The organism is Actinoplanes sp. NPDC004185, from assembly GCF_053603475.1.
In genome coordinates this window covers 40,446-52,977 of sequence record NZ_JBSGFR010000057.1, presented here as the reverse complement: position 1 = coordinate 52,977, position 12,532 = coordinate 40,446, and the positions used below count along the sequence as shown (strand labels likewise).

The following is a 12,532-nucleotide window of genomic DNA, read 5'->3' as shown; positions in this document are numbered from 1 at the left end:
TTTTTTTTGTTTTTGTTTTTTTGGTTTTTTGCTTAAAAAAAACCCCCCGGCCCCCCCCCCCGTCGCCGCGCGGGGGGGGGCGGCCCCCCCCCCCCCCCCCGCCCCGGCACGGTCACTTCTTCAGCTTGGCCGCGGCCTGACGCTCGCACTCGGGCATCAGGTCCAGGCCCTTGCGGATCGAGGGCATGTCGTTCTGGTCGCCGCCGAGGGCGATGTCGATGCCGTTGTCGCCGGTCTCGACGAACTTGATGCCCTTGTTCTTCAGGCACTTGACCACGTCGCGGGCGAAGTCGCGCGCCTCGGGGTTGGCCGGATCCTTCTCCCACGGCGGCAACGGGAAGTACAGGGGATTGCAGATCCGGTCGGCCGCCTCGGCCTTGTCGGCCAGCTTGGTGATCGTCTTGGGATCCGGCCGCTTGTTGTCCTTGGTCCATTCGCTCTTGGGCAGCGCGCCGTGCTCCTTGAGGCACTTGTCGTAGGGCCCGAGCATGGCCTCGAACTCCTCGGGCGTGCCGTCCAGCCGTTCCCGCGGGCGTTCCGGCTTGGCCGAGGCGGACGCCTTGGCCTCGGGGCTGGCCAGCGTGGCCACCTTGGACGACTTGTCGGCGGCCGGCTCGGACGGTCCGCAGGCCGACAAAGCCGCCAGCGCCACGACCGTCACCAGCAGCGGGTGACTTCTCCGCATCGGGTTGCCTCTCTCTCCCGCGCCCGGGACGGTCCCGGGCGCAAGGAGCCTGGCAAGCCGAAGTCAGGAACGTGTCAGGTTGCCGGCCGGGTCTTCACCACCTCGGTGCGTCCGCGCCGGCGGCCGGCGACGCGGTGCCCCGCAGCTCGGCCAGCAAGCCGTCCCGGTCGGCCAGGACCGCGCCGAGGATGCGCCGGCCGGCGGCGAGCAGATCCGCGACGGCGGGCGTGCTGAGCGCGTACAGGACGTGGCCGTCGTCGCGGACGGAGGCGACGACGCCGGCCCGGCGCAGGACCGCGAGGTGTTGCGACAGGGTGGACGGCTCGACGTCGATCTCGGCGAGCAGGTCACGGACCGGCAGCGGGCCCGCCTGCAGCAGCTCCAGCGCGCGGATCCGTACGGGATGGCCGAGGACGCGGAACATCTCCGCCTTGGCCTGATAGAGCGGTACCGACACCAGCCACCCTCTTGTCGTTCACGGAAGTTGCTGCACTACCGAGTTGCAAACATTGGCAAGTCGTTCCCGTTGTGACTCGATCCTTCATCGACGTGTGACGGTGCGGGCGGACACGCAGTCCGACTGTCCCCCGCCGGGGTCCGTGATCCTCGACCGGACAACACACCACTGGGGAGGGGTTTGCACATGGCGGAGATGGACGTGGCTCTCAAGGACGCCCTGCAGCTGGACGGCGCCATCGTGGCGGCCATCGTCGACTACACCAGCAGGATGGCGCTCGGCACGGCCGGCGGCGACCGCAGCTTCGACGTGGCCATCGCCGCGGCGGCCAACACCGAGGTGCTGCGGGCCAAGCTGCGCACGATGGACCTGCTGGGCCTGCACGAGAAGATCGACGACATCCTGGTCACGCTCGGCTCGCAGTACCACCTGATCCGGCCGGTCACCGGCGGGTCCGGCCAGGGCCTGTTCATGTACCTGGCGCTGAACCGGGACCGCGCGAACCTGGCCATGGCCCGGCACCGGCTGCGGTCGATCGAGCGGACCCTCGAACTCTGACCGGCGCCTACGCCGGGTCGGCGTGCAGGTCGCGCAGCAGGTCCGCCTGGCCGCTCAGGACGCCGGACAGGATCTGCCGCGCCACGGCCAGCAGCTCGGCGACGTGCGGGCTGGTCAGCGCGTAGTACACGGTGGATCCCTCGCGGCGGGTGACGACCAGGTTGGCCCGCCGCAGCACGGCCAGCTGCTGCGACAGGTGGGCGGGCTCGATGCCCACCTCGGGGAGCATCTCCGCCACGCAGCGCTCGCGTTCGCTGAGCAGCTCCAGCACCCGGATGCGCGCGGGATGGCCGAGCGTCTTGAAGAACTCGGCCTTCAACTGGTACAGCGGTCGGCTCACCGTCACCACCTCGGTCCTCAGTCCCCCGCCGGCCGGCGGCGGGTCGCGGTCGCGGCCTGCGCCGTGCTGATGCTTCCACGACGGCGACCGCGCGGGCGACCGGGTCCACCGGCACCCCTGAGGCTATCGTCTTGCTTAATTGCTAATCTTCGCAAGTCGCGAGATGACGTGGCAGTGGCCGGTGGGAGATGAGGGTGCCGTGGGCGGGTCCGTGCCTTTCGTCCGGCTGCTTCCGCAACGCGCCGACTGGGCGGCGGTGCGCCGCGCCCCGCGCGCCGACCTGGTCGCCGGGCTGACGGTGGCCGTGGTGGCGTTGCCGCTGGCGCTGGCCTTCGGCGTCACGTCGGGCCTGGGGGCACAGGCCGGGCTGGTCACCGCGATCGTCGCCGGCGCGGTCGCCGCCGTGTTCGGGGGCTCGAACCTGCAGGTGTCCGGGCCCACCGGGGCGATGACGGTGGTCCTGGTGCCGGTCGTCGCGCAGGTCGGCCCGGCCGGGGTGCTGATGGTCGGCGCGATGGCCGGGGTCATCCTGGTCGGGCTGGCGGTGGCGGGGCTCGGCCGCTACGTGCGGTACCTGCCGACCCCGGTGATCGAAGGCTTCACCGCGGGCATCGCCGTGGTCATCGCCCTGCAGCAGGTGCCGGCCGCCCTCGGCGTCTCGGGCGCGCACGGCGACAAGGTGTGGGCGGTCGCCGCCGACGCGGTGGCCCGCTTCGCCCGCGACCCGCACCCGGCCGCTGTCGCGGTGGCTCTGGGCGTCGCGGCGGTGATGCTGCTCGGCGCCCGCCTGCGCCCCGGCGTGCCGTTCTCCCTCATCGCAGTGGCCGCCGCCACGATCCTGGTCGAGGTCACGCCCCTCACCCTGCCCGGCATCGGTCGCCTGCCCGCGGGCTTACCGGCTCCGTCGCTGGACTTCCTCGACATCGGCGCCGTGCGGACGCTGCTGCCCGCCGCGGTGGCGGTGGCGGCGCTCGCCGCGCTGGAGAGCCTGCTGTCGGCCACGGTCGCCGACGCCATGACGGTCAACGAGCGCCACGACCCCGACCGCGAGCTCTTCGGTCAGGGGCTGGCCAACCTGGTCTCCCCCGTGTTCGGCGGGATCCCGGCGACGGCGGCGATCGCCCGCACCGCGGTCAACGTACGCGCCGGCGCCCGCTCGAAACTGGCGTCGCTGACCCACGCCGCCGTCCTGGCCGTCATCGTGCTCGCGGCGGCCCCGCTGGTCGCGCACATCCCGCTGGCCGCGCTGGCCGGGGTGCTGCTGGCCACCACCGTCCGCATGGTCGAGGCGGCGTCGTTGCTCGCGCTGGCCCGGTCCACCCGCCGCGACGCGCTGGTGCTGGTCCTCACCTTCACCGTGACCGTCGCCGTCGACCTGGTCACCGCCGTGGTGGTCGGCATCGCCGTGGCGATGGTGCTGGCCCTGCGCGCCGTGGCCCGCACCGCCCGCATCGAGCAGATCCCGCTGGAGCAGGGCGATCACAGCACCGAGGAACACGCCCTGCTCGCCGAGCACATCGTCGCCTACCGCCTCGACGGACCGCTGTTCTTCGGCGCGGCCCACACGTTCCTGCTGCAACTGTCCGAGATCACCGACGCCCAGGTGGTGATCCTGCGCATGTCACGGGTGTCGACCATGGACGCCACGGGGGCGCACGTGCTGGGCGATGCCATCGCCCGGCTGCAACGGCGCGGCATCACCGTGCTGCTCTCGGGCATCGCCACCAGCCACGAGGAGGTGCTGAGCACTCTCGGCGTCGCCGAGCACCTGCGCCGCGACGGCTGCGTCTTCGCGGACACGCCCAGTGCCATCGCGTACGCCCGCAGCCACCTCCTGCCACCCCCGCTCAGCGATGGCCGACCACCTTCACTCGATGGCGTCGGTTGAGTACGCGAGGTCCCGAGCCGCTTCGAGGGCCTCGATGCGGTTGCGCAGGGCCGCGGTCGCCGCCTCGTACGCGTCCGAGCCGAGCGTCAGGCGCAGCGGCGCCTCGGGCAGGTCGGCGGAGGCGATGACGGCCGCCGCGATCTTCGCGGGGTCGCCGGGAGCGGGCAGGGGCGGAAGCTCGCCGGAGAGCATGCGCCGCAACTGTCCCGACGGGCCGTCGGCGTACTCGGGCAGCGGCGCACCCAGCACCGCGCCGCCGGCGAAATTGGTGCGGGAGACACCGGGCTCGACGATCGTCACGCCGATGCCGAACGGCGCGAGCTCGGGCGCCGAGGACTCCCAGAAGCCCTCGATCCCCCATTTGGTCGCGTGGTAGAGGCTCATCGCCGGGAACGCCACCTGGCCGCCGACACTGGCGATCTGGAAGTAGCGTCCGCCGCCCTGACGGCGCAGGTGCGGCGTGGCCGCGCGGGCCAGCTGGATCGAGGCGGTGAGGTTGGTGGCGATCTGCCGGTCGATCTGCTCGTCGCTGAGCTCCTCGGGCGCGCCGAAGAGGCCGTAGCCGGCGTTGGACACGATGATGTCGATGTGGCCGAGCTCGGTGAACGCCCGGTCGACGACCTCGCGCAGGGCGGTGGTGTCGGTGACGTCCAGGCGGGCGCGCCAGAGACGGTCGCCGTAGCGGGCCGCCAGGTCGTCGAGGGCTTCCGGGCGGCGGGCGGTGGCGGCAACGCGCTCGCCGCGTTCGAGTAGTTGCTCGGTCAGGTGGCGGCCGAAGCCTGAGGATGTGCCGGTGATGAACCAGGTGCGGGACATGATGCCTCCGTAGGTAACTAACTGGATACATTCATCGTGCCCCGTCAGCGCATGGTAAGCAACTGGGTGGTTACGTACGATGGGTCACATGCCGCCTGACGCCACTGAGACCAAACGCCGCCTCCTGCAAGCGGCGGTCGACGAGTTCGCCCGCTACGGCCTGGCCGGCGCCCGGGTCGACCGGATCGCCGACACCGCGGCCGCCAACAAACGGTCGATCTACATGCACTTCGGCGCCAAGGAAGAGCTGTTCGACCTGATCGTCGCGGGCAGCCTGCTGGAGCTGGCCGAGGCTGCGCCGTTCGACGCCGCGGACCTGCCCGGCTATGCCGGTGAGTTGTTCACGCTGCTGGAGGCGCGCCCGCATGTGCGGCGGCTGACGCAGTGGGCGGCGCTGGAACGGCCGCAGCCCATCGACGCCGAGGTCACGGCGTACCGGGCGAAGGTCGAAGCCCTGGAAACCGCCCAGCAGGCGGGGAAGGTTCGCACTGACATCCCGGCGGCGGAACTGCTGGCCATGGTGCTGGCCCTGGTGACGAGCTGGGACACCGCCTCGTGGTCACTGAAGGCGCTGCACGAGGAACCCACCAGCAACCGCCGAGCCACGGTCGAGAAGGCGGTGGCCGGGCTGGTCCGGGTGCTCTGACGGGCCGGGTCAGACGTCGACGGTGGCCCGGTCCTCCTCGGCCGGCTGCTGGGCCCGGATGAGACTGGCCACGCCGATGTCGCGCAGCTGGCCCATCACGAACGTGTCGACGTTGATCAGCGCGAAGGACATCCCGGCCCAGCTGACCGCGCGGTGACTGTCCAGCAGCGCCGCGATCCCGGCGGCGTCGAGCACGCGGACGTCGGCCAGATCGAGCAGGATCGCCTGGGGCGCCCAGCGGACGATCGCCGCCCGCACCGCCCCCGGGATCTGCTCCGGGCTCTGATAGACCACCGAACCGGACAGGGCGAGAACCACGGTGTGGTCGGCGAGCAATTCAGCACGCATCAGCAATGACACCCGTCGACGATGGCACAAGGTCACGATCCGGTCCAGTCGAGTAACCCAATGTGATCATTCTGCCGGCGTCGACAGGTGATCCACTCCCGGCATCGACGGTGCCGGCCCGACCTCACCGACGGACATGACGGCGGACGCCGGTGACGGCTCCTTCGATGCCGGCGGCGACCAGAAGAATGGCGAACGTGCTGGAGACCGGCAACGCGACGGCGAACCCGGCCGCGATCAGATGGCGCTTCACCATGATGGCTCTCCTCCTTCGGCGCCCTGCCTGCTGCTGACACCTCCAGCAGACCGCACGGGCTACGGCAGCCGGCAGAGGCGCAGGCACCTACCGACGCGGGCCCTTCGGCCCTGACGTCCCAGGCAGGTGGCGTGGGCGGGAAATGCGGCGGTGCCGGGACCGGCCGTAGCGGTACCGTCCAGCGCATGAAGGCCGCCCAGGTGTCCCGCTTCCGCGATCCGACGTCGGACTACTCCTGTACAACCTGGCCCGGCAGCCGATCGACGTGGTGTGCCCGCGCTGTGCCGCCCACGCCCAGGTGGTCGCGGATCCGGCCGTCGAGGAGCTACCGACGGCCCAGCCGCGGCGGCTGGTGTGCCGCGCGTGCGGGCACGTGGCCACCTGGGCGTCACGGGACCGCTCGTCGTGCCGGGGTGCGGGCGTCGACCCGTTCTTCCGGCAGCCGCTGTGGCTCACGGCGACCGTGCGGGGGCATCGGCTGTGGGCGTACAACCGGGCCCACCTGAACCTGCTGGCCGAGTTCGTCGCCGCCGGGCTGCGGGAGCGGGGCCTGTACGGGGGCTGCTCGATGTCGTTGATCGAGAAGTTGCCGGCGTGGCTCAAGTCGCGCCACAACCGGGGGGACATCCTGGCCGCGGTGACGCGGCTGCGGGCCCGATGACCACCTCCCGGGCTGGATGCCTGGTTGCTACTGGCGGGTGACCTGCCGCTCGGGCTGCACGGCCGGGACGGTGAGCTCCGGCTGGTGCGGGATGACCCGCCCCCCTCGGGCGGCCTGAGCGACGGTGTCCTGTCCGGATTCGTCGGGCAGCGGCTCGACGCCGGGGCCGTGATCCCCGCCCTGGGCGGCGAGCCGCCTGCGCAGGTCTGGTGCTGCGCTTCGGGGCCGACGAGCTCGTCATCGGCCCGCAGAGCCTCCGCGCCGGCCTTCAGAGCCGTTGAACGCGGTGCGGGCCGGAGGGTCGCCGTGGGCTCGTGGCACCATCGACGGGCGGTCAGGACCCACGACGAGGAGTATCGCGGTTGAACCACACGCAGGCCCGGGAGCTCGCCGCCCGGCTGATGGACCAGCACGGGCTCACCGGCTGGCGGCTGGTGCTCGACAACGCCCGGACGAGGGCCGGGATCTGCCACTCGGACCGTAAGGTGATCGGCCTGTCGCGGCACCTGATGAGCCTGTACTCCCCGGACCAGGTCAGGGAGACCGTGCTGCACGAGATCGCCCACGCTCTTGTCGGCCCGCGGCACGGTCATGACCGGGTGTGGCGGGCGGCGGCGCGGCGGATCGGTTGTTCGGGGCAGCGGTGCATGCCGGTCGACGCACCGAAGGTGGACGGGGCGTGGGAGGGGGTCTGCGCGGCGGGTCATCGGACGACGGCTCATCGCCGGCCGGTCCGGGTGCGCTCGTGTGCCGTCTGCTGCGCGACCTTCGACCTGGCCGCGCTCTACACCTGGACCTACCGGGGACAGCCGGCTCCGATGCATCCTCGCTACACGGCCGAGCTCGCCCGGCTGCGCGCACCCCGGAGCGAGCCGGCACCCGTCGAGCTCAAGGTCGGCGACCGGGTCCGGCTGGCCGGCGCGGGACGGTACGCCGGGCTGGCCGGCACCATCGTCAAGCGGGGGCGCAGCCGCTACCAGGTGCAGACCAGCGCCGGCATGCTCAGCGCCTCGTTCCCGCTGGTGCAGCCCCTGACCCTCGACTGACCGCGGCTCAGGCCGGTCTGTGCTGGACGGCGACGACGCCGGGCATGCCCTGGACCTCCTGCACCAGCGCGGGGAAGTCGCTCGCCACGCCCAGGTCGACGGGGAAGAAGTACGGCAGTCCGGCGACGGCCTCGGCCTGGACCGGCCCGCCGTCGCAGTAGGTGTCGCGGAACTCGGCCGCGTTCGGATCCCAGATCATCCCCTGGGTGTCGCCCGCCCAGCTGCGGCGGATCGCCGCGGTGATCAGGTTCCGCTCGTCCGGCGTGGAGGCCGGATCGACGTACACGTGGGCGAGCAGGCTGTCCCGGGTCTCCTCCGCCGGGGCCTCGGCCGGCACGCCGGGCGCCGGCCGGCACGCCGCCTTGACCGCGGGCAGCGCGGCCGGCGACGACGGCAGGACGATCGCGGCGACCAGCCCGGCGACCGCCACGGCCAGGCCGGCGAGGGCAACCCGGGGGTGGCGGCGCAGCACGGCGGCGGCCGACCCGCGGGCTCGGCGCCAGCTCCCGCTCCGGCTCAGGGCCACTACCCCGGCGAGGAACAACAGCAGCGTGGCGGCGAGGGCGGCCAGCACGGTCGTGAAGAGGCCGAGGTAGCCGAGGCCGCCCCACCAGGGCGACGCGCCCGGCGGGTCCGGCGGGGAGTTCATCACCATGGCCGGCAGCGACAGGACCAGCATGCCGACGCCCAGCACACCCGAGACGGCCGCACCGCCCGCGGCCCCGGACAGGGTACGGCTGACCCAGGCGCCCAGGAACCACGCGAGCAGCGCGCCCAGCACCGCGCCGGCCCACCCGGCCACCACCGCCCCGGACGAACTGCCGCGGCGCAGCGTCAGCTGGACACCACCGTCGGAGTCGTACGCCGGAAACCCCGTCAGCAGCGAATTGTCGTACCCGAGCACGAGCCCCGAGCGGTCCGCCCAGAAGGTCGCCCCGGTGCCCTGACCACTGTCGACGTAGTCCTCCGGGCCGGTGAGCGTGAAGTCGTGCACCTCCCACCCGGCGGCCACGAGCCGGTCCCGCGCCGCGGCGCTGTAACCGCCGACGTCGCGCGTCGCGTCGTTGTGGCGCACCCAGTAGGTCGCGTAGCCGTACTCGACGCCCTCCCCGTCCGGCTGCGAGACGACGGGATCGGGGTCGCCGCCGCCCCACACCTTGAACCCGGGCAGCACCGTCCCGGTGATCTGCGCCGCGGCCGCACCGCGGGGCAGCTCGGGAGCCAGCTCCAGGCCCACGCGATGGCCCGCGGCACCGCCGTACCACGCACCGGCCAGGGCTACCAGAGCGACAAGAATGATCGCGGGCCCGCGGCGCGGGAGACCGGGGAAGATGCTCAGGACGCTACGGACGCGTCCTTTCGGAGAAGCCATGGCCGATACGGTACGGAGGACCGTCAAGAGCTCGCGATGTCGAGGGTCACCGCCGACAGCGGGCAGGCCGTGCAGGTCAGCACCAAACCTTCTGCCCGCTGCCCCGGCGTCAAGCAGTTCGGCTCGTTCTGGCTCACCTCGCCGCTGTGCAACCGCACCGTGCAGTCGCCGCAGTTGCCGACCGTGCACGAGTACGGCATCGGCAGCCCCGCGGCCAGCCCCGCGTCGAGCAGCGTCTGCCCCGGCTCGACCACCACCGTCCCCACCGGCCGCCCGTTCTCCTCGACGGTCATCTCCTGCGGCACGGTCGTCGCGTTCCCGGTGTCAGCTCCGCTGGTGTAGCGCTCCTGATGCACCTGGGCGTCCGGCACCCGGAGCCCGGCCAGCACTTCCTGGACGACATCCATCAAAGGCTCAGGCCCGCACACGTAGTAGTGAGCGTCCGCACCCGGGGCCACACCGGTGATCCACCGCCGCACACCCTCCGCGTCCAGCCGGCCGTCCCGGCGGGTCAGGACGTGGGTGACCGACAGCCGGCCGGGATGCTCCCCGGCCAGCCGGGTCAGTTCCTCAGCGAAGATCACCTCGTCCGCGTCACGGCTGCTGCAGAGCAGCGCGATCCGGTCCGAGGCCGATTCGGCCGCGAGCCGCGTACGGATCATGCTCATCATCGGTGTGACGCCGCTGCCCGCCGCGACCAGCACGAGCTGCTCCGGGGCGTGCGGCCCGGCGTGGAAGGACCCGGAGGGGCCGAGCACCGCGAGCCGGTCCCCGGCGCGGAGGCCGCCGTGCACGTGGGTGGAGAACCGCCCCAGCTCCACCCGCTTGACGGTGACCTCCAGCCGCGACGTGCCCGGCACCGAGGACGCCGAGTACGCCCGCCGCACCGGCCGGCCGTTGATGTCGGCGACCAGCGTGAAGAACTGCCCGGGCCGGAACTCGAACACGTCGCGGCGGTCACCCGCGTCCTCCAGGACGAGAGTGACCGCACTCGGCGTCTCCCGGCGTACCTCGGTGATGCGCACCTGCCGCAGCGGATCACCCACCTCGGCCTGGCTCCGGCGACGGCCGCCCGGGACGGGCGCGATGTCCCCGTAGCCCTCCTTGCGCAAGCCGAAACGGTAGGCGCGGTCCATCACCAGCCGCAGCAACCGCGTCATGCCCGGGATCACCGCGACCACCCTCACCAGCAACGTGGTGGAACGACCGTCGGCGTTGGCGGCGAGGTGCTCCCCGGCCAGCGCTATCAGGTCCGGCGCCGTGCCGCGGTCCAGGTGGGCACCGGGCGACCACAGCCGGGACCGGGCCACGGCGTCGTTGCCCGTCACCTCGGCGTGCTCGACGTCGATGAGCAACGCCGCGTGCGGGGGCGTGCCGCGCAACGCCATCGTCTCCAGAAGTGCCGGATCGGCGGTGATCGCGCCGCGGCCGCGGACGTGCAGGACACCGCTACGGCCCGGAACCAGGGCGGCGAACGAGAGCCGGTCGTCCTGGAGCAGATTGTGCAGCGTGTCCGCGCGTTTGTTGCCCCGCCGGTCCGGGATGACGAGCGTGCGGCTGTCCAGGATCCGCGCCACCGCCTGCTGATCGCCGCGCGGGCTCGTGTCGCTGCCGCCGGACGAGTCCCAGCTGGACAGAGCGAGAAACGGCGCACCGGCCAGGAAGCCGGCGACACCTGGTCGGCTCAGGGGCCCGTCCCCGGCGAGCTCGGCGGTCGGCTGCAGCTGGGCGCGTGGCCGCCAGAGACCGGACCGGAGTACGGCCTGAGCGCAGTGCACGTACGCCTCATTGATCTCGACCGTCGTCTCGGAGCCCTGGCGTGCGGCGACCGTGCCGTTGACGCGCAGGAGCTCGCCGACGCCCGGCAGGAGGAAGAACAACGAGACCGGGCCGTGCGGGTCGCCGGGCTCGGTGAGGGAGAACGAGATCCGCGTGGGTGAGTGGACGCGGGTGAACCCCGGTGCGCCGCCGACGAAAGTCGTCCTGCTGGTGCCGCCGGTGTCGCGGTAGCCGAACGCCGCGATCGGGCACCGGGCGAGGACCGTCCGGCAGCCCTCGTCGAGGGCGCCGATCTGCTTGAGCATGATCATCGGTGCCGGGCGCCCGACGGCCGCCTCGATCTCGTCCACCGTCGTCAGCACCTGCTGCGGCTGACCTTCGGACCTCACGCGGCAACCTTGTTTTTGCAGCTCATCGCTCTATTGTGAACAATAGCTCAGGTCTTTGGCTACTCGCTTTCCGCGCCCCCAGGAGGCCCCCCGATGCCGTCGGCCGACCGTCGCCTTCAGCCACGTCGCACGCCCCGCCAGGTCCGGGCCGAGCTCACCCGGGAGCGGATCCTCACCGCCGCTGCTCACGTTTTCGCCGAGTACGGCTACGCCGCCGGCACCACCAACCGCATCGCCGATCGGGCCCGCATCTCGATCGGCTCGCTGTACCAGTACTTCCCGAACAAGGACGCCATCCTCGCCCAGCTGCTGATGCGCCACCTGGACCGTGGCACCTGGACGCAGGCCGACCAGCTCGACCTCTCCCCCGGCACCCTGGAGGCGACGGTACGGGCCCTGGTCCGCGACGCGATCGACAATCACGGCGACGACCCGCAGCTGCTCCGGATCATGATCGAGGAGGCCCCGATGTCCCGGGAGCTGCTCGAGACGATCGACCGCCACGGCCGGCAACGCGGCGCTCAGGTGCGTGACCTGCTGGCCCGGCACCCGGACGTGCACGTCCGCGACATCGACACCGCGGCCGAGCTCATCATCTTCACGGTGGAGCTCAACACCCACAAACTCATGGCCGACCCGCGCACCATCCCGGTCGAGACGTTCGAGAACGAGCTGGTGGACATGGTGACCCGCTACCTGCGCGGCGACCGCTGACCGCCGGATCAGTTCTCGGTGAGGGCCTTCAACGCCGCCGGCGTCAACGGCCGGTCACTGTAGAGCAGCCGGATCGCGCCGGCGTCGGGATTGCCGGCGTCCGGTCCCCGCCAGACCCGGCCGAGGCCGGTGCGCTCCACCGCGCGCAGCGACTGGTCGTTGCCCTCCAGCAGGTACGCGGTGACCGCAAGCTCCGGCCGCCGCCGGCGAGCCGCCTCGATCGCCGCCGCGCTGATCTCCTGCGCGTAGCCCCGCCCCCAGGACGGCGGGCTCAGCCGGAACCCGAGGTTCCAGGCGACGCCGTACCGGACGAAGCAGCCGCCGATGCCGACGAACGTGCCGCCGTCCCAGGCCGTCCACATGCCGAGGCCGTCGCGCTCCCACGCGGCCCGCCAGTTCCCGATCATCCGTTCGGTCTGCGCGGGATCCTCGTGCCGGCTCAGCGGATCGGGCCCCCACACCCGCGGATCGGAGTAGAGGTCGAACAGCCGCTCCAGGTCGTCGGGCTCGGGCACCCGCAGAATGAGCCGCCGGGTCCTGCTCTCGCGTAGCTGCGGATCGGTCACGCCGACCATGA

Annotated in this window: 15 protein-coding genes; 6 read left to right on the top strand and 9 right to left on the bottom strand. The window is 72.1% G+C overall.

The window, feature by feature from the left end; all coding sequences use genetic code 11:
• Positions 1-112: 112 nt before the first annotated feature.
• Both ACWEOZ_RS38345 and ACWEOZ_RS38340 read right to left on the bottom strand, forming a co-directional pair.
• Positions 113-685 (bottom strand): hypothetical protein, encoded by a 573-nt coding sequence (locus tag ACWEOZ_RS38345; RefSeq protein WP_451915582.1) that lies wholly within the window; start codon positions 683-685, stop codon positions 113-115.
• Between the two features lie 94 nt (positions 686-779).
• A complete protein-coding gene (locus ACWEOZ_RS38340; RefSeq protein WP_451915581.1) occupies positions 780-1,142 on the bottom strand; it encodes an ArsR/SmtB family transcription factor in 363 nt (120 codons plus the stop codon).
• A gap of 186 nt (positions 1,143-1,328) precedes the next feature.
• Between ACWEOZ_RS38340 and ACWEOZ_RS38335 the strand changes: the two genes are divergently transcribed.
• Positions 1,329-1,700 carry a hypothetical protein gene (locus ACWEOZ_RS38335; protein ID WP_451915580.1) on the top strand — a complete coding sequence of 124 codons (372 nt, stop codon included), beginning with the start codon at positions 1,329-1,331 and terminating at the stop codon, positions 1,698-1,700.
• 7 nt (positions 1,701-1,707) lie between these two features.
• Here ACWEOZ_RS38335 and ACWEOZ_RS38330 read toward each other — a convergent pair whose 3' ends face one another.
• Positions 1,708-2,040, bottom strand: a complete 333-nt coding sequence (locus ACWEOZ_RS38330; protein WP_451915579.1) for an ArsR/SmtB family transcription factor — start codon at positions 2,038-2,040, stop codon at positions 1,708-1,710.
• 163 nt (positions 2,041-2,203) lie between these two features.
• Here ACWEOZ_RS38330 and ACWEOZ_RS38325 point away from each other — a divergent pair, with 163 nt between their 5' ends.
• On the top strand, positions 2,204-3,928 hold the full coding sequence (locus tag ACWEOZ_RS38325; protein ID WP_451915578.1) for a SulP family inorganic anion transporter: 1,725 nt from the start codon (positions 2,204-2,206) through the stop codon (positions 3,926-3,928).
• Here the strand turns inward: ACWEOZ_RS38325 and ACWEOZ_RS38320 are convergent.
• Positions 3,908-4,744: an SDR family oxidoreductase gene (locus ACWEOZ_RS38320; RefSeq protein ID WP_451915577.1), complete on the bottom strand. Its 837-nt coding sequence runs from the start codon at positions 4,742-4,744 to the stop codon at positions 3,908-3,910. The two genes, ACWEOZ_RS38325 and ACWEOZ_RS38320, sit on opposite strands and share 21 nt — an antisense overlap.
• Positions 4,745-4,832: 88 nt before the next feature.
• Here ACWEOZ_RS38320 and ACWEOZ_RS38315 point away from each other — a divergent pair, with 88 nt between their 5' ends.
• Positions 4,833-5,390: a TetR family transcriptional regulator gene (locus ACWEOZ_RS38315; protein WP_451915576.1), complete on the top strand. Its 558-nt coding sequence runs from the start codon at positions 4,833-4,835 to the stop codon at positions 5,388-5,390.
• Positions 5,391-5,399: 9 nt separating this feature from the next.
• Here ACWEOZ_RS38315 and ACWEOZ_RS38310 read toward each other — a convergent pair whose 3' ends face one another.
• Together ACWEOZ_RS38310 and ACWEOZ_RS38305 are read right to left on the bottom strand one after the other, a co-directional pair.
• On the bottom strand, positions 5,400-5,738 hold the full coding sequence (locus tag ACWEOZ_RS38310) for an STAS domain-containing protein (protein WP_451915575.1): 339 nt from the start codon (positions 5,736-5,738) through the stop codon (positions 5,400-5,402).
• Positions 5,739-5,862: 124 nt separating this feature from the next.
• Positions 5,863-5,994, bottom strand: coding sequence for a hypothetical protein (locus ACWEOZ_RS38305; protein ID WP_451915574.1), 132 nt, complete (start codon positions 5,992-5,994; stop codon positions 5,863-5,865).
• Between the two features lie 265 nt (positions 5,995-6,259).
• Between ACWEOZ_RS38305 and ACWEOZ_RS38300 the strand changes: the two genes are divergently transcribed.
• Both ACWEOZ_RS38300 and ACWEOZ_RS38295 read left to right on the top strand, forming a co-directional pair.
• Positions 6,260-6,655, top strand: coding sequence for a hypothetical protein (locus ACWEOZ_RS38300; RefSeq protein ID WP_451915573.1), 396 nt, complete (start codon positions 6,260-6,262; stop codon positions 6,653-6,655).
• A gap of 362 nt (positions 6,656-7,017) precedes the next feature.
• Positions 7,018-7,701 carry a SprT-like domain-containing protein gene (locus ACWEOZ_RS38295; protein ID WP_451915572.1) on the top strand — a complete coding sequence of 228 codons (684 nt, stop codon included), beginning with the start codon at positions 7,018-7,020 and terminating at the stop codon, positions 7,699-7,701.
• Between the two features lie 7 nt (positions 7,702-7,708).
• On the opposite strand, the gene ACWEOZ_RS38290 is transcribed toward ACWEOZ_RS38295, so the two are convergent.
• Both ACWEOZ_RS38290 and ACWEOZ_RS38285 read right to left on the bottom strand, forming a co-directional pair.
• Complete coding sequence (locus tag ACWEOZ_RS38290) at positions 7,709-9,073, bottom strand: hypothetical protein (RefSeq protein ID WP_451915571.1); 1,365 nt, start codon at positions 9,071-9,073, stop codon at positions 7,709-7,711.
• Between the two features lie 23 nt (positions 9,074-9,096).
• Complete coding sequence (locus ACWEOZ_RS38285; RefSeq protein ID WP_451915570.1) at positions 9,097-11,241, bottom strand: 2Fe-2S iron-sulfur cluster-binding protein; 2,145 nt, start codon at positions 11,239-11,241, stop codon at positions 9,097-9,099.
• Positions 11,242-11,334: 93 nt separating this feature from the next.
• Here ACWEOZ_RS38285 and ACWEOZ_RS38280 point away from each other — a divergent pair, with 93 nt between their 5' ends.
• The gene (locus tag ACWEOZ_RS38280) at positions 11,335-11,955 is read left to right on the top strand and encodes a TetR/AcrR family transcriptional regulator (RefSeq protein ID WP_451915569.1); all 621 of its coding nucleotides are present in this window, start codon (positions 11,335-11,337) and stop codon (positions 11,953-11,955) included.
• 8 nt (positions 11,956-11,963) lie between these two features.
• Here the strand turns inward: ACWEOZ_RS38280 and ACWEOZ_RS38275 are convergent, their stop codons facing one another.
• The gene (locus tag ACWEOZ_RS38275) at positions 11,964-12,521 is read right to left on the bottom strand and encodes a GNAT family N-acetyltransferase (protein ID WP_451915568.1); all 558 of its coding nucleotides are present in this window, start codon (positions 12,519-12,521) and stop codon (positions 11,964-11,966) included.
• Positions 12,522-12,532: the final 11 nt, after the last annotated feature.

Excerpts from the sequence above, each read along its gene's own strand:
- ACWEOZ_RS38345 (WP_451915582.1), bottom strand. The coding sequence starts at position 685 with ATGCGGAGAAGTCACCCGCTGCTGGTGACGGTCGTGGCGCTGGCGGCT.
- ACWEOZ_RS38335 (WP_451915580.1), top strand. The coding sequence starts at position 1,329 with ATGGCGGAGATGGACGTGGCTCTCAAGGACGCCCTGCAGCTGGACGGC.
- ACWEOZ_RS38325 (WP_451915578.1), top strand. The coding sequence starts at position 2,204 with ATGACGTGGCAGTGGCCGGTGGGAGATGAGGGTGCCGTGGGCGGGTCC.
- ACWEOZ_RS38320 (WP_451915577.1), bottom strand. The coding sequence starts at position 4,744 with ATGTCCCGCACCTGGTTCATCACCGGCACATCCTCAGGCTTCGGCCGC.
- ACWEOZ_RS38315 (WP_451915576.1), top strand. The coding sequence starts at position 4,833 with ATGCCGCCTGACGCCACTGAGACCAAACGCCGCCTCCTGCAAGCGGCG.
- ACWEOZ_RS38310 (WP_451915575.1), bottom strand. The coding sequence starts at position 5,738 with ATGCGTGCTGAATTGCTCGCCGACCACACCGTGGTTCTCGCCCTGTCC.
- ACWEOZ_RS38305 (WP_451915574.1), bottom strand. The coding sequence starts at position 5,994 with ATGGTGAAGCGCCATCTGATCGCGGCCGGGTTCGCCGTCGCGTTGCCG.
- ACWEOZ_RS38290 (WP_451915571.1), bottom strand. The coding sequence starts at position 9,073 with ATGGCTTCTCCGAAAGGACGCGTCCGTAGCGTCCTGAGCATCTTCCCC.
- ACWEOZ_RS38280 (WP_451915569.1), top strand. The coding sequence starts at position 11,335 with ATGCCGTCGGCCGACCGTCGCCTTCAGCCACGTCGCACGCCCCGCCAG.